The organism is Streptomyces sp. NPDC107581, assembly GCF_055657175.1.
The window spans coordinates 71,599-95,467 of record NZ_JBVKBH010000024.1 but is presented as its reverse complement, the minus strand read 5'-3'; the positions used below and the strand labels follow the sequence as shown (position 1 = coordinate 95,467).

Here is a 23,869-nt window from a genome sequence, read left to right as displayed (position 1 = left end):
AGGGCCCTGGCCCGCTCCACCAGCAGCGGCATCGGATCGCCGGCCGTGACCAACTCCCGCAGCGGGTACCGGGACAGCACCGCGTCCACCTCGGGCGCCCGGGCCGCCGCGAGCCGCCAGGCGGCCGGGCGGCCCTCGTCCCGCAGGGCGGCGGCGGCCTCCAGCACCGTGTCCCGCCGCTCCTCGGGGACCCCGGCCGCCGCCCGCTCGTACAGCCGCGCGCCCTCCTCCAGGACCAGAGCGGTGTCGATGCCCGCCGGGACCTTGATCTGCGCGTGGTGCCGCCAGGTGGCGACCGGATCCGACCAGGCCTCCACCGTGTAGGTCCAGCGTCCGGGCTCGCCCGCGGTGACGGTGGCGCCCCAGCGGTCGGTGCCCGGGGCGAGTTCGCGCATCGGTGTCCAGGGGCCCGGGCGCCCCTGCGGATCCCGCAGCACGACGTTCGCGGCGACGGCGTCGTGCCCCTCCCGGAAGACGGTGGCCGACACCTCGAACGACTCGCCCGCCACCGCTTTGGCGGGCCTGCGCCCGTGCTGGACCACGGGGCGCACGTCGAGGACGGGGATGCGGCCGACGGCGCTGCCGGATCCGGCCGGGGCGGGGCGCTGCCCGGGCGTGGCCGGATCGCGGAGGTTCTCCGCCGGCGCTCCCGGTTTATTGCCCGAAGTTTGCCTTCCGGCCCGCCTGCTGGGGGTCGGAGGACCTGACGAGTGGTGCTGAGTGGCGGGCATGACCGCTCCTGTCCGCTTCAACGTGGGTGTGGGCGGAGGGATATGGGGAGGTGGGTCCTGCGGATGAGCTGTGGTGCTGCAGTGGGCGTACCGGAGGAGCCTTCCCACCCTATTCGGGTGGGCAATCCGGCACTTTGTTAACTACTCACGCGTATGTCTACGCACAAGACCGGCCCACTTCTCCAGGTTCCCGCCCGGTCCGTCCCCACGCCTCGCCGCCGCGCACGCCGTGCTCCCCCGCGCCCCGACACCCGCCCCGGTACGTCCCCACCGACCCCTCGGTAACCACTACCGTCGACAGTGACGACGAGACGTACGACGCCGTGCGTCTCACCCCGCAACGCGTCCGAGGTGGAATGTGAAGGCGATCCGTCGGTTCACCGTCCGTCCCGTTCTCCCGGAACCCCTCCGGCCGCTGAGCGACCTGGCGCGCAATCTGCGCTGGTCCTGGCATGCGGAAACGCGCGACCTGTTCCAGTCCGTCGACCCCGAACGCTGGGCGGCCGCCGAGGGCGACCCGGTGCGGCTGCTCGGCGGGGTACGCCCGGCCCGGCTCGCCGAGCTGGCCGGGGACCGGCGGTTCCTGCGCCGGCTGACCGCGGCCGCCGACGATCTCGACGATTATGTGACCGGCGACCGCTGGTACCAGCACCAGGACGACGGTCTGCCGGCCGCCGTCGCCTACTTCTCCCCGGAGTTCGGCATCACGGCCGCCCTGCCCCAGTACTCCGGCGGCCTCGGCATCCTGGCCGGGGACCATCTGAAGGCGGCCAGCGACCTCGGGGTCCCGCTGATCGGTGTCGGCCTGCTCTACCGGCACGGCTACTTCCGCCAGACCCTGTCCCGGGACGGCTGGCAGCAGGAGCACTATCCGGTGCTCGACCCCTACGAACTGCCCCTCAGCCCGCTGAAGGAGGCCGACGGCACCGCGGCCGGGCTCTCCCTCGCCCTGCCCGGCGGCCGGGCGCTGCACGCCCGGATCTGGCTGGCCCAGGTCGGCCGGGTGCCGCTGCTGATGCTCGACTCGGACGTGGAGGAGAACGACCTCGGCGAACGCGGGGTGACCGACCGGCTCTACGGCGGCGGCAGCGAGCACCGGCTGCTCCAGGAGATGCTGCTCGGGATAGGGGGCGTGCGGGCCGTGCGGACGTACTGCAGGCTCACCGGGCACCCGGAGCCCGAGGTGTTCCACACCAACGAGGGACACGCCGGCTTCCTCGGCCTGGAGCGGATCGCCGAACTGTGCGCTGCGGGGATGGACTTCGAGCCTGCGCTGGAGGCCGTACGGGCGGGGACCGTGTTCACCACGCACACCCCCGTCCCGGCCGGCATCGACCGGTTCGACCGGGAGCTGGTCGCCCGCCACTTCGGGGCGGACGCCGAACTGCCGCGCATCGACGTGCAGCGGATCCTGGCGCTGGGCATGGAGACCTACCCGGGCGGCGAGCCGAACCTGTTCAACATGGCCGTGATGGGACTCAGGCTGGCCCAGCGGGCGAACGGGGTCTCGCTGCTGCACGGGCAGGTGAGCCGGGAGATGTTCGCAGGTCTCTGGCCGGGATTCGACGCCGAGGAGGTACCGATCACCTCGGTCACCAACGGGGTGCACGCCCCGACCTGGGTCGCCCCCGAGGTGCTCCGGCTGGGCGCCCGGGAGGTCGGCGCCCAGCGGGCCGAGGACGCGCTGAGCGTCGGCGGCTCCGAGCGCTGGGACTCGTTCGGGGACATCCCGGACCAGGAGATCTGGGAGCTGCGCCGCATCCTGCGCGAACAGCTGGTGTTCGAGGTGCGGGACCGGCTGCGCGCCTCCTGGCGGCAGCGTGGCGCCGCCGACGCGGAGCTGGGCTGGATCGACGGCGTGCTCGATCCCGACGTTCTGACCATCGGGTTCGCCCGCCGTGTCCCCTCGTACAAGCGGCTCACGCTGATGCTGCGGGACCGCGACCGGCTGATGGAGCTGCTGCTGCACCCGGAGCGGCCCGTCCAGATCGTCGTCGCGGGCAAGGCGCATCCGGCGGACGACGGCGGGAAGCGGCTGGTGCAGGAGCTGGTGCGGTTCGCCGACGACCCGCGCGTGCGCCACCGCATCGTCTTCCTGCCCGACTACGGCATGGCGATGGCGCAGAAGCTCTACCCGGGCTGCGACATCTGGCTGAACAACCCGCTGCGCCCGCTGGAGGCCTGCGGCACCTCCGGGATGAAGGCCGCGCTCAACGGCTGCCTCAATCTCTCGGTGCTGGACGGCTGGTGGGACGAATGGTTCAAGCCGGACTTCGGCTGGGCCGTCCCCACGGCGGACGGCGCGGGCACCGACCCGGACCGCCGTGACGACATCGAGGCGGCCGCCCTCTACGACCTTCTCGAACAGCGGGTGACCCCGCGCTTCTACGAGCGGGGCCGGGGCGGACTGCCCGACCGCTGGATCGAGATGGTGCGCCGGACGCTCACCCTGCTCGGTCCGAAGGTGCTGGCGGGCCGCATGGTCCGCGAGTACGTGGAGCGGCTGTATGCGCCCGCCGCCCTCTCCCACCGCGCGCTGATCCCGGAGTCGGCCGGTGAACTGGCCGCCTGGAAGGCCAGGGTGCGCGCCGCCTGGTCCGGGGTGAGCGTCGACCACGTCGAGACGACGGCCGCCACGGCCACCGCGGAACTGGGCACGACCGTGGGCCTCCGGGTGCGGGTGGGGCTGGGCGAGCTGACCCCGGACGACGTCGAGGTGCAGGCGGTCTCGGGCCGGGTCGACGCGGCGGACCGGATCACCGACGCCACGACGGTCCCGCTGAAGCCGACCGGCGCCCCCGACCTGGAGGGCCGCCGTCTCTACGAGGGCCCCCTCTCGCTGGACCGCACGGGCCCCTACGGCTACACGGTCCGCATCCTCCCGGCCCACCGTCTCCTCGCGTCCAGCGCGGAACTGGGGCTGGTGGCGGTGCCGTCGGAGGAGACCGCGGAGGGCGCGGGGGTGCTGCTCAGGTAGGGACCCTGCGCGGGGACGGCTGCTGTGCGGTCCGGTGGGGCCCCTGCGCGGAGGTGGCTGCTGTGCGCTACGGCATGGGCGGGTGCATGCCGTAGCGGTCGTCCCCGCCGGGCCGGTCCAGCCGGCCGGCCGGGACGGCCGCCAGGAGGGGGGCGAGCAGTGCGCGTCGGTGCCGGGCGGGGGCGGGTTCGCTCACTCCTCCGTCAGCCCCGCGCACAGTCGCTTCAGCACCGCCCCGCACCGTCGGGCGTACGCGTGCTGCAGGCCCCGTGTCGCCGCTCCGCCCGCGCGGGCGTACCACTTCTGGGCGCGGCTGAAGGCGGCCACGGTCAGCCAGACGGTGCCGTCACCGGTGCGGTCGACCACGAAGGCCTCCTCGCCGCACTCGGGGTGGCCTTCGAGAGTGCCGTAGGCCCAGCCGGCCCGGCGGGGTTCGGTCTGCGTCCAGATGATGCGGCAGGGGGCCTTTATGAGCCCGGCCAGGGTGACGGTGACGTCGACGTCCGGGGCCGCGCGGTCGGCGGTCGCGTCGATGCCCACGCCCAGGGCGCGGTGCATCTCCCAGGTGAGGACCGCCTCGGCCGCCCGGTCGAAGACCCGGTGGCCCTCGCCGAGGCGCGTGCGCACGAGCATGGGGCGGAAGCCGGGCGGGCAGAAGGTCAGGTCGTCGCGGGTCGCGCCGACCGGCTCGTATGTGAAGAGCGCCGAGGACATGGGTCACAAGCGTAGGGCGGTACCCCGGCTGCCTTCAGCCGGGGTACCGCCCGTCGTCGCTCGGAGCCCCGCTAGCTGACGTTGACCGCGGACCAGGCCGCCGCCACCGTCTTGTACTCCGTGCTGGTGGAGCCGTACAGGGCGGCCGCCGCCGACAGGGTGCCGGCGCGGGCCGACTTGTAGTTGGTCGTCGACGTGAAGTACGTCGTCAGCGCCTTGTACCAGATCTGCAGCGCCTTGGCGCGGCCGATGCCGGTGACCGTGGAGCCGTTGGACGTCGGGGAGTTGTAGGACACCCCGTTGATCGTCTTCGCGCCGCTGCCCTCGGAGAGCAGGTAGAAGAAGTGGTTGGCGACGCCGGACGAGTAGTGCACGTCCTTGTTGCCGACCGAGGAGGACCAGGAGTCCGCCGAGCCGCCGTCCTTGCTGGGCTTGTCCATGTAGCGCAGCGGGCTGCCGTCGCCGTTGATGTCGATCTTCTCGCCGATGAGGTAGTCACCGGGGTCCGAGGCGTTGTTCGCGTAGAACTCCACGCCGGTGCCGAAGATGTCGGAGGTGGCCTCGTTCAGGCCGCCGGACTCGCCGCTGTACTCCAGGCCGGCGGTGTTGGCGGTGACGCCGTGGCTCATCTCGTGACCGGCCACGTCCAGCGAGGTCAGCGGGTGCGTGTTGCTCTCACCGTCGCCGTAGGTCATGCAGAAGCAGTCGTCGTCCCAGAAGGCGTTCACGTACGAGCTGCCGTAGTGGACGCGGGAGTAGGCGCCGACGCCGTTGTTCTTGATGCCGCTGCGGCCGAAGGTGTTCTTGTAGAAGTCCCAGGTCTCCTGCGCGCCGTAGGCCGCGTCGGCGGCCGCGGTCTGGTCGGTGCTGGAGCTGGAGGCCTTGCCGGTGCCCCAGACGTTGTCCGTGTCGGTGAACAGGGTGCCGGTGCCGGAGCTGGTGCCGTGCTTGAGGTTGTACGTCTTGTGGCCGCCGCGCGTGGTGTCGTACAGCTGGTACGTCGAGCCCGACAGGTTGGTGTTGAGGCTGACGGTGCCGGAGTACAGCGTCTTGCCGGTGCCGGTCGCGTTCTCGACGCCCTGGTACTCGAAGAGCTTCTTGCCGGTGGCGGCGTCGCTGATGACGTGCAGCCGGTTCGGGGTGCCGTCGTCCTGGAGGCCGCCGACGACCGTCTCGTAGGCGAGGACGGGCTTGCCGGAGCCGGCCCAGATCACCTTGCGCGCGCCGTCTGCGGAGGTCTTGGCGGACCCCAGCGTCTTGGCGGCGCCCACGGCCTGCTTCGCGGCCGTGGCGGCAGTGATCTGCGGCTTGAGCGAGGCGACCTTGATGGCGGCCTTGGTCGCCTTGGTGACACCCTCGGTTCTGCCGGACTTGGCGGTGTGGACGACCAGGTCGCCGCCGAGCACGGGCAGGCCCGCGTAGGTGCGCTCGTAGCGGGTGTGGACGGTGCCGTCGGCGTCCTTGACGACGTCCTTGACGACGAGCTTCTCCTTGGCGCCCAGGCCTATCTGCTGTGCCGTCGCGGCGGCGCCGGCCTCGGCCTTCTGTATCAGGGTGGTACGGGCAGCGGCGGACAGCGAGGTCGGGGCGGCCGCGAGGGTCTTGGCGGCGGACCCGGCCGGGGTCTGGGCGTTGGCGCTGGTGGCCAGACCCGTGGAGATGAGGGCTCCGGCCGCGACAGCGGTGGCGATGGCCAGAGTCGTGCGCTTGCGACGCGCGTAGAGGGGGCTCACGAAAGCTCCTTCTCGTGGGGGAGACCGGGCAGTGTGGGGTTACTGGCCGGTGAGTATGTCGTTGTGAAGCTGCTGTGCTGCTGCGGCGGGTGAGGGAACTGTGGCATCAAGGCCGCGTACATGTCAGGACCCTGAAGTGATGTTGGCTGAAAACCAACTGTCCGGCGAACATTTCAGCTATATGGACGGACGTTTCAGGCGGGTGAACAGGCGCCGCCCGAGGGTCTTGGACCCCCCGGCGGCGCCCTGTTCCCGAACCGGTGGCAAGCGGTTTACGGGAACGTCACCTTCCAGCTGTTGATCTTGCCGACGTCCTGCGCCGCCTGGTCCTGGACCTTCAACTTCCAGGTACCGTTGGCCGATTCGGAGGCGGCGTTGACCGTGAAGGTCTGCTGCACGTTGTCCGCCGAGTCGGACGAGGAGAAGTTCTTCAGGCGGTAGGAGGTGCCCGACGGACCGACGAGGTCGATCACCAGGTCACCGCGCCAGGTGTGCGTGATGTCGACGCTCACCTGCAAGTTGCTTGGCGCGTTTCCGCTCCTGCCGGAGACGGTGATCGACGAGGTCACCGCGGGCCCGTTGTCCGGGATCGACACCGGGGTGGTGTTCTCGTACGACGTGCCGCCGCCGCCCCCGCCGCCGGAGCGGGAGCCGACGTTGACGGCCGCCCAGGCGTCCTGCACCGCCTTGTACTCGGTGCTGGTGGTGCCGTACAGCTCACCGGCCGCCGCGAGGGTGCCGGTGCGGGCGGCCGCGTAGTTGGTGGTGGACGTCCACTTGGTGGTCAGCGCCCGGTACCAGATCTGCAGCGCCTTGTCGCGGCCGATGCCGGTGACCGGGAGGCCGTCCGAGGTCGGCGAGTTGTAGCTGACGCCGTTGATGACCTTGGCGCCGCTGCCCTCGCTGAGCAGGTAGAAGAAGTGGTTCGCCACGCCCGACGAGTAGTGCACGTCGAGGTTGCCGACGCCCGAGTACCAGGAGTCGGCGGAGCCGCCGTCCTTGCTGGGCTTGTCCATGTAGCGCAGCGGGGTGCCGTCGCCGTTGATGTTGATCTTCTCGCCGATGAGGTAGTCGCCGACGTCGGTGCTGTTGTTGGCGTAGAACTCCACGCCGGTGCCCATGATGTCGCTGGTGGCCTCGTTCAGGCCGCCGGACTCACCGCTGTACTCCAGGCCCGCGGTGTTGGAGGTGACGCCGTGGCTCATCTCGTGGCCCGCGACGTCCAGCGCGGTCAGCGGGTCGTTGTTCCCGGAGCCGTCGCCGTAGGTCATGCAGAAGCAGCCGTCGTCCCAGAAGGCGTTCACGTACGAGTTGCCGTAGTGGACGCGGGAGTAGGCGCCGACGCCGTTGTTCTTGATGCCGCTGCGCCCGAAGGTGTTCTTGTAGAAGTCCCAGGTCTCCGCGGCGCCGTAGTGGGCGTCCGCGCCCGCGGTGGCCGCGTTGGACGTGGTGCTGTTGCCCCAGGTGTCGTTGGTCTGGGAGAACAGCGTGCCGGTGCCCGAGCTGCCGTGGTTGAGGTTGTACGTCTTGTGGCCGCCGCGCGCCCCGTCGGTCAGCGTGTAGTTCGAGCCCGACTGGGTCGTGGTCAGGTTCACCTGGCCGCTGTACTGGGTGTTGCCGATGCCCGTCCTGATGCCCTGGTACTCGAAGAGCTTCTTGCCCGTGGCGGCGTCGGTGATGACGTGCAGCTGGTTCGGGGTGCCGTCGTCCTGCAGGCCGCCGACGACCGTCTCGTAGGCGAGGACGGGCTTGCCGGAGCCGGCCCAGATCACCTTGCGCACGCTGTCCGCGGCCGACTTGGTGCTGCCGAGGGCCTTGGCGCGCTGCACGGCCTGCTTCTCGACGGCCGCCTTCGCCACGGTGGGGGTGAGGCCGGCGACCTTCAGGGTGGCGCTGCTGGCCTTGACGACGCTCTTGGTCGCGCCCGACTTGGCGGTGTCGACGATCAGGTCGCCGCCGAGTACCGGCAGGCCCGCGTAGGTCCGCTCGTAGCGGGTGTGCACCGTGCCGTCGGCGTCCTTGACGATGTCGTGGACGACCAGCTTCTCCTGGCTGCCGAGGCCGATCGCCTTGGCCGTGGCCGCCTTCTCGGCGTCGGCGTGGCGTATCAGCTCGGCGCGCTGCGAGGCCGTGAGCCTGAGGGCCACATGGGCCGGGTTGACCTTGCCGGGCTGCGGCTTCGCCGGTGTGGCGGAGGCGGCACCGGACTGGACGGCCGCGGCGATCAGCGCGGCCACGCCGGCGAGGGCGACGGTGGCGGTGCGGCGGTGCGTGAGGTGGGAGGTGCGTCTGCGAGAGGTGCTACTCACACTGACTCCTTCTGCGTGACCGCGGGTCGCGCGGCCAGGGGAGACCGGACGGTGGGTTGGGACGTCCGGGCAGAACAGGGCGTTACGCGGAACCACGTGCAGGTGCAGAGCCGGCCTCACGCAGAGCGTGCGCGAACTGTGGGGTTGCTGTGAGTCGGCCGTGGGAAGAGTGGCAGGGGATCACCACGTCTGTCAGGACCGCGTCAGGAAGTTGGCTGGAAATCGTTCGTTGACCGGATGTTCATGTTCGGTATGCGAACTGTTGGGGCGGATCGGACCCTCGGGGAGTGCGGACCGGCCACAGCGGCCGGGAACGGGTGCTTGCCGGCACCTCGCTCCCGTGCCGTGTGCGGCGCCCCGTTCAGGATCCGGTGCCGTCCCCGTGCCACGTCCGCCACAGCGCCGCATAAGCCCCGTCCGCTGCCACCAGGTCCTCGTGGGTGCCCAGTTCGGTCAGGCGGCCGTCCTGCATGACCGCCACCCGGTCCGCGTCGTGCGCCGTGTGGAGGCGGTGCGCGATGGCGATGACCGTGCGGGACTCCAGGACCGCCGCCAGCGCACGCTCGGTGTGCCGGGCGGTGGTGGGGTCGAGAAGGGCCGTGGCCTCGTCGAGGATCAGGGTGTGCGGGTCCGCCAGCACGACCCGGGCCAGGGCCAGCTGCTGGGCTCGGGCTCCGTCGGTGGGGTGGCCGTGCGGCCCGAGGGGGGCGTCCAGGGTGCCCGGGAGGCCGCGCACCCAGTCGTCCGCTCCCACCGCCGTCAGGGCCGCCCACAAGTCGGCGTCCCCGGCGGCCGGTTCGGCGACGAGGAGGTTGTCGCGGACCGTGCCGAGGAAGACGTGGTGCTCCTGGGTGACCAGGACGACCTGGCGGCGCAGCCGTTCCGGCTCCAGCGCGGAGACCGGGACCCCGCCCACCGTCACCGTGCCCGCCCCGGGGGTGTCGATGCCCGCGAGGAGCCTGCTCAGCGTCGTCTTGCCCGCACCGGACGGGCCCACCACCGCCAGCCGTTCCCCGGGCCGCACCGTCAGGTCCACCCCGCGCAGCACCTCGCCGCCGCGCTCGTAGGCGTACCGCACCCCGCGCACGTCGATCCGGTCGTCCGCCGGTTCCGGGCAGTCGCCGTCCGCCGCCCGGGGCGTGCGCGCGAGCCCCTCCACCCGGGCGAACGAGGCGCCGCTGCTCTGCAGTTGCTCCACCCGCATCAGGATCTGGTCCAGCGGTTCCGTGAACTGGCGCAGATACAGCGCCGCGGCCACCACCGCACCCACGCCCACCGCACCGCGCTCGTGCAGCCAGCCGCCGAGCAGCAGCACACCCACCACGGGGACGGTGTACGTCACCTCGACCGCCGGGAAGAACACGCTCCGCAGGCGGAGCGTGTACAAGCGGGTCCGGCGGGCCGCCTCCAGCGCGTCCCGGCTCGCCGCGATCCGCCTCCGCCGGAGCCGGAAGGCCTCGACCGTCCTCGCTCCGCCCGCCGTCGCAGCCACGATCTCGGCGACCTCGGAGGTGGCGGCGCCCTCGGCCAGGTAGCCGTCCCGGGCCCGCCGCAGATACCAGCGCAGCGCCAGCTGGATCGGAGTGAGACCCAGTACGCCGAACAGGCCCAGCCGCGGGTCCAGCGCGAACACCGCGCCGAGCACGAACAGCGCCTGCGCGCCGTTCACCAGCAACTCCGGGCCCACGTCCCGCAGCGTCGTGCCGACGGTCTCCACATCGGCCGTGCCCCGCGCGGTCAGGTCGCCGGTGCCGGCCCGCTCCACCGTCGACGCGGGCAGCGCCAGCACCCGGTCGACGTACTCCTCCCGCACCCGGGCCAGCGTCCGTTCCCCGAACCGGTACCCCACGTACCGTGCCCAGCGCGCCAGCAGCAGCTGGGCCAGCGCGCAGAGCAGGATCCAGAGCGCCAGCCGGTCCACCGCCGCGACCCCGTGCCCCGCCCGCACCTCGTCCACGATCCGCCCGACCAGCCACGGCCCGGCCAGACCGGCCCCGGCCGCCAGTGCGTTGAGCACCAGCGCGGCGGCGAAGGCCCGCCCGTCGGCCCGCACCAGCCGCCCGGCCGCCCGTCGCACACCGGCCCGGTCCGCCACCGGCAGCAGCTCCCTTTCCGCGGTCACCGTACGACCTCCTCCGCGCTCGCGGCGTCCCCGGCGTCGTCGGCGCTCCGGGCGTTCCCGGTGTTCCGGGTGCCCCCGGTGCCGTCGGCGTTCTCGGTGTTCTCGGCGTTCCGTGTGTCCCCGGTGTCGTCGGCGTCCCGGGCCACCAGCCCCCGGTAGCCGGGCTCCCGGTCCAGCAGCCGCCGGTGCGGCCCGCTCGCCGCGACCTTGCCGTCGACCAGGAACAGCACCGTGTCCGCGCGGTCCAGCACCAGCGGCGAGGTGCTCGTCACCACCGTCGTACGGCCCGCCCGCGCCTCGCGCAGCCGTTCGGCGACCGTGGCCTCGGTGTGCGCGTCCAGTGCCGACGTCGGCTCCACGGCGAGCAGCACCTCGGGGTCGGCCAGCAGCGCCCGCACCAGCCGGATCCGCTGCCGCTGCCCGCCCGAGAGGCTGCGGCCCTGCCCCGCGACCGCCGAGTCGAGACCCTCCGGCAGCCCGCGTACGACATCCTCGGCGGCGGCCGCGTGCACCGCCCGCCGCACCGCGGCCTCCCCGGCCGGGTGCTCAGCGGCGACGACCTCCCGCAGCGGCCCGGCGAAGAGGTCGGCCTCGTTGTCGGCGACCAGGATCCGGGACCGTACGTCGGCCAGCGGTACCGCGTCGAGCCGTGCGTCGCCCCAGGTGGCGTCGGTGGGCCCGTAGCGGCCGAGGCGGTCGATGACGGCGGCGGCCTCGGCGGGGCGGGCCGCGGCCAGCGCGACCAGCCGGCCCGGCGCCGCCCGTACCCCGGACGCCGGGTCGTGCAGCTCGGCCGGACCGTCCGGCGCGGGCAGCCTGCCCTCGTCCGGCTCCGGCGCCAGCCGCAGCAGCCCCACGACCCGGCGGGCGGCCACCACGCCGCGGTTCAGCTCGTAGGTCATCTCCACGATGAAGGACACCGGCCCGATCAGCACCGCCGCATAGCCGTACACCGACACCAGTTCGCCGACGCTGATGGCCCCCTGGGCGACCAGCCGGGCCGCCAGCCAGGTCACCACGGCCAGGAACAGCGTGGGCAGGCCCACTCCGAGCGCCTGCACCCAGCTGGCCACCGCGCCCACCCGGTACCCCTGCGCGCGCAGCCGCTGCGAGTCCGCCCGGAAGGCGTCGGCGAACAGCCCCTTGCCGCCCAGCCCGTTGAGGACGCGCAGCCCGCCCGCGAGGTCCCCGATGCGCGCCGTCAGCACCCCCTGGCGCTCCCGGTACTCGCTCTCCGCGCCCTGCAGCCGCAGCGTCAGCGGCCCGGTGAGCAGGACGATCACCGGCGCCCCCAGCAGCACCACCGCGGCCAGCGGCGCCGAGATCGACAGCAGCAGCCCGGCCACCACCAGGTACACCACGATCGAGCCCACCCCCGGCCCGACCGCGGTCAGCGCCTGGGCGATGGTCTTCACATCGCCGACCCCGATGGTGACGACCTCACCGGCCCCGGCCCGGCGCGGCAGCACCGCGCCCAGCCGGGCCGCGTGCCCGACGACCAGCTTGACCGTGCGGAAGTTGGCGTCCATCCGGACCCGGGTCATCGTGCGGTGGCGCATGATGCTCAGCCAGGAGTTCAGCGCCCCGAGCCCGAACATCGCGACCGTCCACCAGGCCAGCACGCCCAGGCGGCCCGGCACCAGCCCGTCGTCCACGGCCCGCGCCATCATGTACGGCTGGGCGGCCAGGAGCACCATCCACACACTGCCCAGCAGCGCACCCGCGGTCGACCGGCCCGGCTGGCGCAGCACCAGCCACCACAGGTAGTGCCAGCCGCCCCGGGTGTCGGGCGTGCCCGGGTCTTCGTAAGCGTCGATCATGCCGCCCCCGATCGGCTCGGTCCCGCTGGGAAACGTCGAACCTATCGGGGCCCGGGACACCGGTTCCATCGAAAAACGGACGGACGGCGGAGCACCGTGTCCCGAAGTGGCCGTTCAGCCTGGGAATCCCCGGACGGACGGACGGCGGAGCACCGTGTCCCGAAGTGGCCGTTCAGCCTGGGAATCCCCGGACGGACGGACGGCGGAACATCGTGCCCCGACACGGCCGTTCAGGCCGGAATCGCCAGGACCGACGGCGACGCACCCCACCCCGCAGTGGCCGTTCAGCCCGGGAACCCCCGGACGGAGGGCGGACGGAACATCGGGCCCCGACACGACCGTTCAGGCCCGTTCAGGCCCGTTCAGGCCCGTTCAGCCCAGGATCGACCGGTCGTACGCCACCGCCACCGCCGCCGCCCGGTCCTTGACGCCGAGCTTGGCGTACAGGTGGGTGAGATGGGTCTTCACCGTCGCCTCGCTGATGAACAGCTCGCGGGCGATCTCACGGTTCGAGGTGCCCCTGGCGACCAGGACCAGCACCTCGCGCTCGCGCGCGGACAGCGGCTCGGCACCGGGCTGCCGCGGCGCGCGGACCGCGTGGACCAGGCGGGAGGCGACGGCCGGGGAGAGGACCGTACGGCCCTCGGCGGCGGCCCGGACGGCGGTGAACAGCTCGTCGCGCGGGGCGTCCTTGAGGAGGTAACCGGTCGCGCCCGCCTCGATCGCGGGCAGGGTGTCGGAGTCCGTGTCGTAGGTCGTGAGCACGAGAACCTTGGCACGGGCGCCGCGCCGGGTCAGCTCTCGGATGGCGTCCACCCCGGAACCGCCGGGCATCCGCAGGTCCATGAGGATCACGTCCGGGTCCAGGGCCGCGGCCCGGCCGACCGCCTCCACGCCGTTCGCGGCCTCGCCGAGCACGGTGAAGCCGGGGGCGGACTCGAACATGCCGCGCAGGCCGTCGCGGACGACCGGGTGGTCGTCGACGATCAGCAGGGAGATGGTGGTGTCAGCGGTCATCGCCCACCAACGGTACGCGAGCCGAGACCGCCGTGCCGTGCCCCGGCTCCGACTCGACCGTCAGGGAGCCCGCGATGCGTTCGGCGCGGGCCCGCATGCCGTCCAGGCCGAAGCCGCCGCTGCGGGTGCGCTCCGGTACGGCGGCGGGGTCGAAGCCGGTGCCGTCGTCGCGGATGTCCAGCGTGACCTCGTCGCCCATGAAGGACAGGGTGACGCCGACGCGGCTCGCGCGGGCGTGCCGGGCCGCGTTGGACAGGGCCTCCTGGGCGATGCGCAGCAGGGTCGCCGAGACCTCGTCGTGCAGGTGCTCGGCGGTACCGGTGACCGTGAACCCGGCGCGCACGGCGGTGCGTTCGCCCCATTCGGCGACCGTCTTCTTCAGCGCCTCCGGCAGGCCGTCGGAGGCGAGGGCGACCGGGGCGAGGTTGTGCACGGAGCGGCGGGCTTCGCCGAGACTGTGCCGGGCGAGGGCGGAGGCGCGCTCCAGGTGGGTGCGGGCCGTGTCCAGGTCGGGGGCGTTCGCCACCACCTGGAGCTGGGCGATGATCCCGGTCAGTCCCTGGGCGATGGTGTCGTGGATCTCCGCGGCGAGCCGGCGGCGCTCGTCGGCGACGCCCGCCTCCCGCGCCTGGACGAGGAGTTGGGCGTGAAGGGCCGCGTTCTCGTCCAGGGCCTGCTGCAACGCCGTGTTGGTGCGGGCCAGTTCGGCGATGGACTCGGCCTGCGTACGGACCCGCGTCTGCTCCTGCTCGGCGAACCGGGTGAAGAGGGTGACCATGCCCAGGTTGGCGCCGAACACGAAGACGAACCCCATCCACAGGACCGCGCCGTGCGGCGGCATGCCGCCGATCTGGCCGCCGGCCATCGTGACGGCCGTCAGGCAGAGACCGGGCAGGATCAAGCGGCGGGGAAGCTGATGGGAGGCGCTGTAGTAGCCGGTGACGGCGTAGAAGGCGAAGAACGGGTTCAGCCAGGCGAGCACGAACCCGATCGCCCAGCGCACGAAGTACAGGGTGACACTCGTCCCGTTCGGCGCCGGAAGGTCCCGGACCGCCCGCCCCCAGCCCAGCTGCAGCGCCAGGGCGACCACCACCAGCGCCGCAGCGGCGTACATCTCGCCCGCCGTCATGCCGACCACGTGGGCCGAGCCGGCCGCCGTCACCACGCCCACGGCGAGCAGCGCGTAGGGCCCCCAGTAGTCGAAGGAGACCCTGTGCTGCGGTCCCACGACGTTCGTCATGCCCTCAGTCTCCTGCACGGCCCGGAGCGTCCCCACACCGGTCACTCCCAGCGGAACCAGCGGGCGGCACCCGCCGTCAGGAGCACCGTCCACAGCGCGAGCACGCCCAGGTGCGTCCAGCCCGGCCAGTGCCCGGAGGCCGCCTCGTTCAAGGCGCGTGCCGCGGCGCCGAACGGGGTCAGCTGGACCACGCGGGCCAGGGCGTGGGGCATGGCCTGGACCGGCAGCCAGACGCCCGCGCAGAACATCATCGGGAAGAACACCGCCGATCCGATCGCGCTCGCGATCTTCGTGGTCCGGGACAGCGCCGAGACGACACTGCCGAGGGCGAGGGCGGCCGCCGCCGCGAGCGCGAGGGCGAGCAGATAGCCGGCCGGCTGCCGGGGCAGGGTGACGTCGAAGGCGGCCCGGCCGACCGTGAGCGCGAGCAGCGCCGAGGCCAGGGCGACCACGCCCTGCACGGCCATCTGCGCCGACAACAGGGAGGAGGGCCGTACCGGAGTGACGGACATCCGGCGCAGGATGCCGCGCTCCCGGTAGCCCGTGAGGACCTGCGGCAGCGACTGCACACCGGACATGATCAGGGCCACCAGTACGACCACGGGCACATAGGCGTCGATGGGCCGCAGCCCGTTCATCGACTTGTCGACCTCCCGGAAGGACGGGATCGAGCCGAGGATCACCAGCAGCAGCGTCGGGAACAGGAAGATCCAGAAGATGGCCGCGGGCTCGCGGCGGAACAGCCGGAACTCGGTGCGCAGTACGGCGGTGTTCATACCGCTTCCTCCTTGGTGCGGCCGCCGGCGGGGCCGTCGGTACGGTCATGGGTGACGCCGTCGGTACGGCCGTCGGTGTCGTCGCCGCTACGGCCGTCGGTGGTGCCGTCGGTCAGGTCGAGGAACGCGTCGTCCAGGGTGGCGTCGGTGACGCGCAACTGGTGGGCGGTGACGTGGTGGCGGGCGAGCAGGGAGATGACGGCATTGACCGTCTCGTCCGTGCCGGTGAGGGTGATCCGGCCGTCCCGGTGCTCGACGGAGGCGAGGGCGGCCAGCGCGTGCAGGTCGCGCTCGTCCAGTGGTACGGACGGCGTGAAGGAGACGACGGTGGCACCGGCGGAGCGCTGGATGAGACCGGCCGGCGTGTCCAGCGCCGCGACCCGTCCCCTGTCGATGACCGCGATGCGGTCGCACAGCCGCTGCGCCTCCTCCATGAAGTGGGTGACGAGCAGCACGGTGACACCGCCGGCGCGGACGTCCTCGATGAGCTGCCAGGTGTCACGGCGGGCGCGCGGGTCGAGTCCGGTGGTCAGCTCGTCCAGCACCACGACACGGGGGCTGCCGATGAGCGCCAGCGCGATGGACAGCCGCTGCTGCTGCCCTCCGGACAGCTTGCCGAACCGGGTGCCCAGCATCGCCGTCAGGCCCAGGCGTTCGGCGAGGGGCCGCCAGTCGGCCGGGTCCGGGTAGAAGGCGGCGTACAGCTCCAGCGCCTCCCGCACCGTCAGCTTCGGCTGGAGTTCGCTCTGCTGGAGCTGGGCGCCGAGGACCCTCGCGACCTCGTCGTGGTCGGCGACGGGGTCGTGACCGGCGACCCGGATCCGGCCGGCATCGGGGACCCGCAGGCCCTCGACGCACTCCACGGTGGTGGTCTTGCCGGCGCCGTTCGGGCCGAGGATCCCGAAGATCTCGCCCTCCTCGACGGCGAAGGAGACACCGTCGACCACGGCCCGGCCGCCGTACGACTTGCGCAGATCGGTTACTTCGATGACGGATGGCATGGGTCGAGAATCCCGGGCGGGCGGGGTCCGGCACATCGGCCGGCCCGCTCGAAGCGGCATCGTCCGATCGGTTGATGCCGGGCTACGACCTCGCGCGCGGAGCCCTCGCAGGAAGACCGGGCACGCCCTGTGCGGAGCCTCTGCCGGACGCCGTGTACGCGCCCCTCGCGCCCGGCCTCTGCCGGACGCCATGTACGCGTCCCTCGCGCCCGGCCTCTGCCGGACGCCATGTACGCGTCCCTCGCGCCCGGCCTCTGCCGGTCGCCGCGCACGCGCCCCTTGCGTGCGTGGAGCCTCTGCCGGTCGCCGTGCACGCGTCCCTCGCGCGCAGCCTCTGCCGGTCGCCGTGCACGCGCGCCGCGCCCCCTGTGCGCAGCCTCCGGCGGACCCTGCACGGCCCCTCGGACAGGCAGGTCGTAGGACCAACGGCGGACCCGGGCCCGGCCGAAACTCGGTGGGCGATGTCAGTGCCGGTCCGTACGCTCGCGGTGATGCCCACGACACGTGCAACCACCGAGGAACGCTCCGCCGTTCGTGCCCTGCTGCGGCTGTGGCCGTACGTCCGTCCCGTGCGGGCCCGGCTGTTCACGGCCGCGTTCGTCGCGATCGTCGCCTCCTGCGCCGGACTGGTGATCCCTCTCGTCCTGAAGTGGATGGTGGACGGGCCGGTCGCCGACCGGGACCCGGCCGGTGTCCGGCTCGGCGCGCTGTACCTGCTCCTCCTCGGGATCGCCGAGGCGGTGCTGTTCGGCATACGGCGCTGGCTGGTGGCCCGTCCGCTGTCGTACGTCGAGGCGGAGATGCGGGCCGGGCTCTTCCGGCATCTGCAGCGGCTGCCCGTCGCCTTCCACGACCGCTGGGCCTCCGGCCAGTTGCTGTCCCGGGGCACCACCGACCTGATGCTGCTGCGCATGTTCCTCGCCTTCCCGCTGACCTTCCTGCTGGTCAACGGAGTGACGATCCTCGTCGGCGTGGTGATCATGCTGATGCAGGACTGGGTGCTCGGGCTGGTCATCCTCGGACCGGCCGTCCCGGTCATGTGGACCTGCGTGGTCTTCGAGCGGCGCTACGCCGAGGTGGCGCGGCGCGCGCAGGACCAGGTCGGCGACCTGACGACGGTCGTCGAGGAGAGCGTGCTCGGCATCCGCATCGTCAAGGGCTTCGGCCGGCACCGCAGCCAGGCGCGGGCGTTCCGGGAACTGTCGGGCGCCCTGCGCTCCACGGAGCTGCGCAAGGCGCGGCTGCTGGCGACCATCTGGGCCGTCATCGTGACGCTTCCGGAGGTGGCGATCGGAGCGGCGCTGGTGCTGGGCGCCGTGCGGGTGGCCGACGGCGAGCTGTCGGCGGGAACGCTGGTGGCCTTTCTCAGCACGGCACTTGCGCTGCGCTGGCCGGTGGACTCGATCGGCTTCCTGCTGGCGATGAGCCAGGAGGCGGCGACGGCCACGGAGCGCTACTTCGAGGCGATGGACGAGGTGCCGGAGAGCGCCGGCACGGTCGGGCACGGCACCGGCACCGGGACGGCGTCCGGCCTCCGCTTCGAGAACGTCCGGTTCCGCTACCCCGACGCCGCACCGGACTCCGCGCCCCTGCTCGACCGCATCGACCTCCACATACGCCCCGGCGAGTCCATGGCCCTCGTCGGAGCCACCGGCAGCGGCAAGACGACCCTCACCGCCCTCGTCCCCCGGCTGCACGAGGTCACCTCCGGCCACATCACCCTGAACGGTGTGGACATCACCGCCATGCCCCGCGAGGAACTGCGCGCCAAGGTCGCGGTCGCCTTCGAGGAGCCGACCCTCTTCTCGGCGAGCGTCGGCGAGAACGTGCTGATGGGAGCCGCGGAGGGAGCGGGAGAGGCGGACCTCGACCGGGCCCTGGCCGTCGCGCAGGCCGAGTTCGCGCACACGCTCCCGCAGCGCACCGGCACCCAGGTCGGCGAACAGGGCCTGAGCCTGTCGGGCGGCCAGCGGCAGCGTCTCGCGCTGGCCCGGGCGGTCGTCGGCCGCCCGGAGTTCCTGGTGCTGGACGACCCGCTGTCCGCCCTGGACGTGCACACGGAGGCGGCCGTCGAGGCCGCGCTGCGCCGGGTCCTCACGGACACCACCGCGCTGATCGTGGCCCACCGCCCGTCCACGGTGCTGCTCGCCGACCGGGTCGCCCTGCTCTCGGGGGGCCGGATCACCGCCGTCGGCACCCACCAGGAACTGCTGCGCACCAACGCCGAGTACGCCCACCTGATGTCCGGCGACCCAGGGGAAGACGAGGGCAACCGATGACCACGACCACCACGGCCACCCCCGCCACGGACGACGACCGCACCGCCGGCCCCCGGGGCGCCGGCGACCCCTTCGACCAGGACGTCCTGCCCACCCCGCCCGGTGCCACGGCCGCACTGCTGCGCTCGCTGCTCGCCCCCATGCGGGCCCGGGCCGCCCTCACCACGCTCCTCCTGCTGCTCCAGCAGGCGGCCGTACAGGCGAGCCCGATGCTGGTGGCGTACGCCATCGACGACGCCGTACCGGCGCTCCGGGACCACCACCACGGGCCGCTGATCGCGGTCGCCGTCGGCTATCTGCTGTGCGCGCTGGTCTCCGGCGGGCTGCAGTTCGCGTTCATCGAGGCGTCCGCCCGGGTCAGCCAGGACGTGCTGCTGGACCTCAGGGGGCGGATCTTCCGGCACGCGCAGGCGCTGAGCCTCGACTTCCACGAGCGGTACACCTCGGGCCGGCTGATCTCCCGCTCCACGACCGACGTCGAATCGCTGCGCGAACTCCTCAACGAGGGGCTCCAGGAGCTGGTGACCGTCGTCCTGTCCTTCGTCTACATCTCGGCGATGCTGCTCTGGCTGGATCTCGGCCTCGGCGCGGTCGCGATGGCCTCCTTCGTGCCGCTGTACCTGCTCGTCCGGCTCTACCAGCGGCGCGCGGGACGGGTGTACCGCGCACGGTCGACGGCGATCGCCGCGGTGATCGTGAAGTTCGTGGAGACGATGAACGGCATCCGGCCGGTGCGCGCCTTCCGCCGGGAGGCCGCGAACGACGCCGAGTTCGCCGTACTGAACCGGCGGCACGAGCGCACCAACGGGGACGCGCTGCTGGAGATGGCCCGGTACGTGGTCGGCTCCCGGCTGGTCGCCAACACGGCGGTCGCGGCGATCGTGCTGTGGGGGGCCTACCGGGTGTCGTCCGGCTCGCTGGAGCTGGGCGTGCTCGCGGCGGCGGTGCTGTACCTGCGGCGGCTGTACGACCCGATCGACCGGCTCGGCATGTTCCTGAACTCCTACCAGTCGGCGGCCGCCTCCCTGGAGAAGATCGCCGGGCTGCTGGCGCAGACGCCGTCCGTGCCGGAGCCGTCGGAGCCTCGGGAACTGCCGCCGCCGAAGGGGGAGTCGCCCGGACGCGAGGTCGTCTTCGACGGGGTCCGCTTCGCCTACCGCACCGGCGGGGAGGTGCTGGCCCGCTTCGACCTGACCCTGCCGGCCGGGCAGACCGTCGCGGTGGTCGGCTCCACGGGCGCGGGCAAGTCGACCCTCGCCAAGCTGCTCGCCCGGTTCTACGACCCCTCCGACGGCCGGGTGCTGCTGGACGGCGTCGACCTGCGCGAGCTGGCGGTACCCGAGCTGCGGCGCGGGGTGGTCATGGTGACGCAGGAGGCCTTCCTGTTCTCGGGCACGGTCGCGGACAACATCGCGATCGGCCGTCCCGACGCCACCCGTGAGGAGATCGAGGGGGCCGCGAAGGCGATCGGCGCGCACGAGTTCATCAGCGCGCTGCCCGACGGGTACGACACGGACGTGCGCAAGCGTGGCGGGCGGATCTCCGCCGGGCAGCGCCAACTGGTCGCCTTCGCCCGCGCGCTGCTCGCCGACCCGGCGGTGCTGATCCTGGACGAGGCGACCAGCTCCCTGGACATCCCGGGCGAACGGGCCGTGCAGCGGGCGATGTCGACGGTGCTGCGGGGCCGTACCGCCGTGGTGATCGCGCACCGGCTGTCCACCGTGGAGATCGCGGACCGGGTCCTGGTCATGGAGCACGGACGGATCGTCGAGGACGGCCGCCCGGACGAACTCGTCGCGGGCACGGGCCGCTTCTCGGACCTGCACCGGGCCTGGCGGGACAGCCTGGCGTAGCCGCGGCGCGCCGGGACGACGTCCGCCCGGTGTCCGTCCTACGGCACCCCGAGTTCGAACAGCGCGTACCCCGCGTACGAGCCGGAGGCCAGGGCCGCGATGCCGAACAGGGTGAACTGCATGCGCAGGCTCAGCCGGCGCATCGCCAGGGCCAGGGGGACGAACAGCGGGAAGCAGGGGAGCAGATAGCGCGAGACGTTGGCGAAGATCTGCTGGCTGCCGAGGACCAGGACGAGGGTCAGCACGGTGTGCACGACCAGCACCGCCGGGGGCCGCAGCCGCAGCAGCAGGGGGACGAGGGCGAAGGCCAGCAGGACGACCCCGACGCCGATCACATCGGCGAAGGGCCAGGCGGACAGATAGTCGTAGTGGCCCACCGGTACGGACGTCAGCACGTCGAAGGTCTGCTTGCCGTAGTCGAAGCTGTGCGCCCAGGCGCCCGACTGGAGCTTGAAGTAGCCGCCGTAGTCGCCCATGCGGTGGCCCACCCAGCCCAGGTAGCCGAGCAGGCCGAGCGGGGCCAGGGCCAGGGCGAGCAGCGGGCGCAGCACGCCGTCGCGGCGGTCGCGCAGCGCGCACAGAGCGGCCACGCCGAGCGCGGCGATCAGCGCGGCGGCCGTGGGCCGGTTGAGCCCGGCCGCGAAGGTGAGGACCCCGGCGGTGAGCCAGCGCCGGGTCATGACGGCATAGCAGGTCCAGGCGGCCAGGGCGACGTAGAGCGAGTCCGAGTAGACCGCCCACTCCACGCCGGAGCCGGGCCAGACCGCCCACAGGCCGGCCGCGGCCAGACCGGCCCGCCGGCCGCCCAGCCGCTCCGTGACGGCGTAGATCCCGAGGGCGGCGGCGAACGAGGCGAGGACGGAGACCAGGATGCCCGCGCCGTACGGCCCCAGGCCGGTGACCGCGGACGTCAGCCGCATCATCGCCGGGTAGAGCGGGAAGAACGCCGCCGAGTTGCCCTCCAGCGTGATCAGGCCGGTGGCGCCCGGGATCGGGACGAGCTTCGGGTCGTAGCCGTGCACCGCGATCTGCTGGTACCACCAGCCGTCCCAGGTGGCGAGCACGTCCCAGGCGTGCGCTCCGCCGCCGAAGCGGGGGTGCTTGGTGCGGAAGTCGCCCGCCGAGTCCAGCAGGTACATGAAAGAGCAGAAGCCGATGAGCTTCAGGCTGCCGTAGAAGGCGAGGACCGGGCCGTGGTGGCGGGCGGCGGCACGCAGCCGCTGCCGGAGGCCGGGCGGGCAGTCGGGGGCCGGCGTGGGTATGCGGTGCAGGGTCGTGCTCATGCGGCGCCCGATCCCGAACGGCGGCGGCCCGGATCTCGCCGCATCCGGGCGATCCCGCGCAGGTCGGCCAGCGCGGTGGCGAGGATGTCGACCCGGCTGTCGGGGTCGTCGACCCAGTCCACCGGCACTTCGTGGATCCTGAGCCCCGCCCGCTCGGCGAGCACCAGCAGTTCGGTGTCGAAGAACCACTCCCCGTCCCGCACCAGCGGCAGCAGCCGCTCGGCGACATCGCGCCGCACCGCCTTGAAGCCGCACTGCGCGTCGGAGAAGCCGACGGCCAGTGTGCAGCGCAGCAGCACGTTGTAGCAGCGGGAGATGACCTCGCGTTTCGCGCCGCGCACCACCCGGGAACCGGCCGCGAGACGGGTGCCGATGGCCAGGTCGGAGTGGCCCGAGATCAGCGGCGCGACCAGCGGCAGCAGCGCCGCGAGCCCGGTGGACAGGTCCACGTCGGTGTACGCCAGCACGGGAGCCCGCGAGCCCGACCAGACGGCCCGCAGCGCCCTGCCGCGCCCCTTCTCGGGCAGCCGTATCCACTCCACCTCGGCGAGTTCGTCCGCGAGCCCCGCGGCGATGGCCGGGGTGCGGTCCGTGCTGGCGTTGTCGGCGATCGTGATCCGGAACGGGTAGGGGAACGTCTCCCGCAGATGCGCGTGCAGCCGCCGGACGTTCGGTCCCAGGTCCTTCTCCTCGTTGAACACCGGCACGGCCAGGTCCAGGACCGGCTCCCCGTGGTGGACGGGCAGGGGCGCGCGCCGCGGCAGCGGGGTCCTGGCCGGTACCGTCCGGTTCTGGCGGAGATATATCACGTAAGTCCCTTGCGTTCTCGGGTGCGAGGCGCGTCTGAGGCACGCGCGGCGGTGAGGTGACGGGGTGCGGCGCCCTATCCCGGGGTGGCCGTCGAGGTGGGGGTCTGCGACGGGTCGTCCGGGGGACTCGGGGAGTCCGTGGGCGACGGTGGGGTGAACCCGTCCGGGGGATCGGCGGTCGACGTGGCCGTGCCGGTGGGCGGGTCGGAGACCGGGTCGGTGCTCCCCGACGTCGCGGGCGGGGAGGAGGTCTCCGGCGTCCCGCCCGGGTCCGGCGACTGCGTCGCGGACGAACTGGGCGGCGAGCTGGGGGAGTCGTCCGGCGAGGGCGAGGTGTTCGGGCTCGGCACCGGGCTGATGACGGGCCGCGGGTGGGGCGCGCTCGGCTGGTCCGTGCCCGGTGCGTGCGGCCACAGGAACAGCCCGAGACCCAGCCCGGCGACCGCCAGGACGGATCCGGCGGCCCGGCGCGCCGCCCGGACCCGGCGCCGGGTCCGCACCCCCGCGCGCAGCCGCTCCCGGTGCCCGGCCTCGAAGGGCCTGTGCTCCTGGGTGCCGTGCATCAGCTGCGTCAGCTGCCGTTCGAAGTGGTCCATGGCTTCTTCCCTCACCCCACCGGCTCGATGACGTCGGCCAGGAGCCGGCGCAGCCGGGCCACACCGCGCGCGGCGTGGGACCGGGCCGTGCCCACCGGGCAGCCCAGGGTCTCCGCGACCTGCCGGTCGGGCAGGTCCTGGTAGTAGCGCAGTACGACGGCGGCCCGCTGCGGCGGGCTCAGCTGCGCGAGCGCCGCCTCCAGCCGGGAGCGCTCGGCGACGGTCGCGGACAGGTCGCCGGCCGCCGCCACCTCGGGCAGCTCCTCGACCGGCCGCTCGCCCCACCAGCGCCGGCGGGCCGAGCGGGCCGCGGCCCGGGCCAGCACCTTGCGCACATACGCCTCGGGCGCCTCGTCGGCGACCTTCGGCCAGACGAACCACAGCTTGACCAAGGACTCCTGCAACAGGTCCTCGGCCCGATGCCGGTCGCCCCCGGTGAGCAGCCGGGCCAGATGGAACAACACCGACCAGCGGGCCGCCACGAACGCGTCGTACTCACCTGCCCGAGCCTGCTCCATGCCCGCTGTCCCCGTTCTCGCCGACTGTCCTCACAGAGGGAAAGGCCCTGGGTGCCCTTCCGCGCTGCACTCGGCGGGCGTGATCCGCGTC

18 protein-coding genes are annotated in these 23,869 nt (G+C 72.9%); 3 read left to right on the top strand and 15 right to left on the bottom strand.

The genetic code is table 11. The annotated features are described in order from the left end of the window. A partial coding sequence (locus ACZ7P3_RS39540) for a maltotransferase domain-containing protein (protein WP_472089309.1) occupies positions 1-731 on the bottom strand: 731 nt, incomplete at its 3' end. A gap of 358 nt (positions 732-1,089) precedes the next feature. On the opposite strand from ACZ7P3_RS39540, the gene glgP reads away from it, so the two are divergent. Beyond that, positions 1,090-3,708 carry an alpha-glucan family phosphorylase gene (gene glgP / locus ACZ7P3_RS39535; protein WP_472089307.1) on the top strand — a complete coding sequence of 873 codons (2,619 nt, stop codon included), beginning with the start codon at positions 1,090-1,092 and terminating at the stop codon, positions 3,706-3,708. 67 nt (positions 3,709-3,775) lie between these two features. Here the strand turns inward: glgP and ACZ7P3_RS39530 are convergent, their stop codons facing one another. From ACZ7P3_RS39530 to ACZ7P3_RS39485, 10 genes are all read right to left on the bottom strand, one after another. Beyond that, positions 3,776-3,904 (bottom strand): hypothetical protein, encoded by a 129-nt coding sequence (locus tag ACZ7P3_RS39530; protein WP_472089306.1) that lies wholly within the window; start codon positions 3,902-3,904, stop codon positions 3,776-3,778. Further along, complete coding sequence (locus ACZ7P3_RS39525) at positions 3,901-4,422, bottom strand: DUF1990 domain-containing protein (protein ID WP_472089305.1); 522 nt, start codon at positions 4,420-4,422, stop codon at positions 3,901-3,903. The genes ACZ7P3_RS39530 and ACZ7P3_RS39525 overlap by 4 nt, the downstream gene beginning before the upstream one ends. A 71-nt stretch (positions 4,423-4,493) precedes the next feature. Then, positions 4,494-6,155: a M4 family metallopeptidase gene (locus tag ACZ7P3_RS39520; protein ID WP_472089304.1), complete on the bottom strand. Its 1,662-nt coding sequence runs from the start codon at positions 6,153-6,155 to the stop codon at positions 4,494-4,496. 272 nt (positions 6,156-6,427) lie between these two features. Continuing rightward, the gene (locus ACZ7P3_RS39515) at positions 6,428-8,464 is read right to left on the bottom strand and encodes a M4 family metallopeptidase (protein ID WP_472089303.1); all 2,037 of its coding nucleotides are present in this window, start codon (positions 8,462-8,464) and stop codon (positions 6,428-6,430) included. A gap of 361 nt (positions 8,465-8,825) precedes the next feature. Continuing rightward, positions 8,826-10,586: an ABC transporter ATP-binding protein gene (locus ACZ7P3_RS39510; RefSeq protein WP_472089301.1), complete on the bottom strand. Its 1,761-nt coding sequence runs from the start codon at positions 10,584-10,586 to the stop codon at positions 8,826-8,828. Then, entirely contained in the window at positions 10,583-12,406 is a 1,824-nt protein-coding gene (locus ACZ7P3_RS39505; RefSeq protein WP_472089300.1) for an ABC transporter transmembrane domain-containing protein, read from the bottom strand. The genes ACZ7P3_RS39510 and ACZ7P3_RS39505 overlap by 4 nt, the downstream gene beginning before the upstream one ends. Before the next feature lie 372 nt (positions 12,407-12,778). Continuing rightward, positions 12,779-13,423 carry a response regulator gene (locus tag ACZ7P3_RS39500; protein WP_472089298.1) on the bottom strand — a complete coding sequence of 215 codons (645 nt, stop codon included), beginning with the start codon at positions 13,421-13,423 and terminating at the stop codon, positions 12,779-12,781. Beyond that, positions 13,413-14,663 (bottom strand): sensor histidine kinase, encoded by a 1,251-nt coding sequence (locus ACZ7P3_RS39495; protein WP_472089297.1) that lies wholly within the window; start codon positions 14,661-14,663, stop codon positions 13,413-13,415. Before ACZ7P3_RS39495 ends, ACZ7P3_RS39500 begins: the two co-directional genes overlap by 11 nt. A gap of 41 nt (positions 14,664-14,704) precedes the next feature. After that, a complete protein-coding gene (locus ACZ7P3_RS39490) occupies positions 14,705-15,439 on the bottom strand; it encodes an ABC transporter permease (protein WP_472089295.1) in 735 nt (244 codons plus the stop codon). Next, positions 15,436-16,440 (bottom strand): ABC transporter ATP-binding protein, encoded by a 1,005-nt coding sequence (locus ACZ7P3_RS39485; protein ID WP_472089293.1) that lies wholly within the window; start codon positions 16,438-16,440, stop codon positions 15,436-15,438. The genes ACZ7P3_RS39490 and ACZ7P3_RS39485 overlap by 4 nt, the downstream gene beginning before the upstream one ends. Before the next feature lie 491 nt (positions 16,441-16,931). Here ACZ7P3_RS39485 and ACZ7P3_RS39480 point away from each other — a divergent pair, with 491 nt between their 5' ends. Next, complete coding sequence (locus ACZ7P3_RS39480) at positions 16,932-18,719, top strand: ABC transporter ATP-binding protein (protein ID WP_472089291.1); 1,788 nt, start codon at positions 16,932-16,934, stop codon at positions 18,717-18,719. Beyond that, complete coding sequence (locus ACZ7P3_RS39475; RefSeq protein WP_472089290.1) at positions 18,716-20,572, top strand: ABC transporter ATP-binding protein; 1,857 nt, start codon at positions 18,716-18,718, stop codon at positions 20,570-20,572. The genes ACZ7P3_RS39480 and ACZ7P3_RS39475 overlap by 4 nt, the downstream gene beginning before the upstream one ends. Positions 20,573-20,610: 38 nt before the next feature. On the opposite strand, the gene ACZ7P3_RS39470 is transcribed toward ACZ7P3_RS39475, so the two are convergent. From ACZ7P3_RS39470 to ACZ7P3_RS39455, 4 genes are all read right to left on the bottom strand, one after another. Continuing rightward, positions 20,611-21,855: a hypothetical protein gene (locus tag ACZ7P3_RS39470; protein ID WP_472089288.1), complete on the bottom strand. Its 1,245-nt coding sequence runs from the start codon at positions 21,853-21,855 to the stop codon at positions 20,611-20,613. After that, positions 21,852-22,664, bottom strand: a complete 813-nt coding sequence (locus ACZ7P3_RS39465; protein ID WP_472089285.1) for a dolichyl-phosphate beta-glucosyltransferase — start codon at positions 22,662-22,664, stop codon at positions 21,852-21,854. The genes ACZ7P3_RS39470 and ACZ7P3_RS39465 overlap by 4 nt, the downstream gene beginning before the upstream one ends. 74 nt (positions 22,665-22,738) lie before the next feature. After that, positions 22,739-23,260, bottom strand: coding sequence for a hypothetical protein (locus tag ACZ7P3_RS39460; protein ID WP_472089284.1), 522 nt, complete (start codon positions 23,258-23,260; stop codon positions 22,739-22,741). An 11-nt stretch (positions 23,261-23,271) separates the two neighbouring features. After that, positions 23,272-23,778 (bottom strand): SigE family RNA polymerase sigma factor, encoded by a 507-nt coding sequence (locus tag ACZ7P3_RS39455; protein ID WP_472089282.1) that lies wholly within the window; start codon positions 23,776-23,778, stop codon positions 23,272-23,274. Positions 23,779-23,869 lie beyond the last annotated feature (91 nt).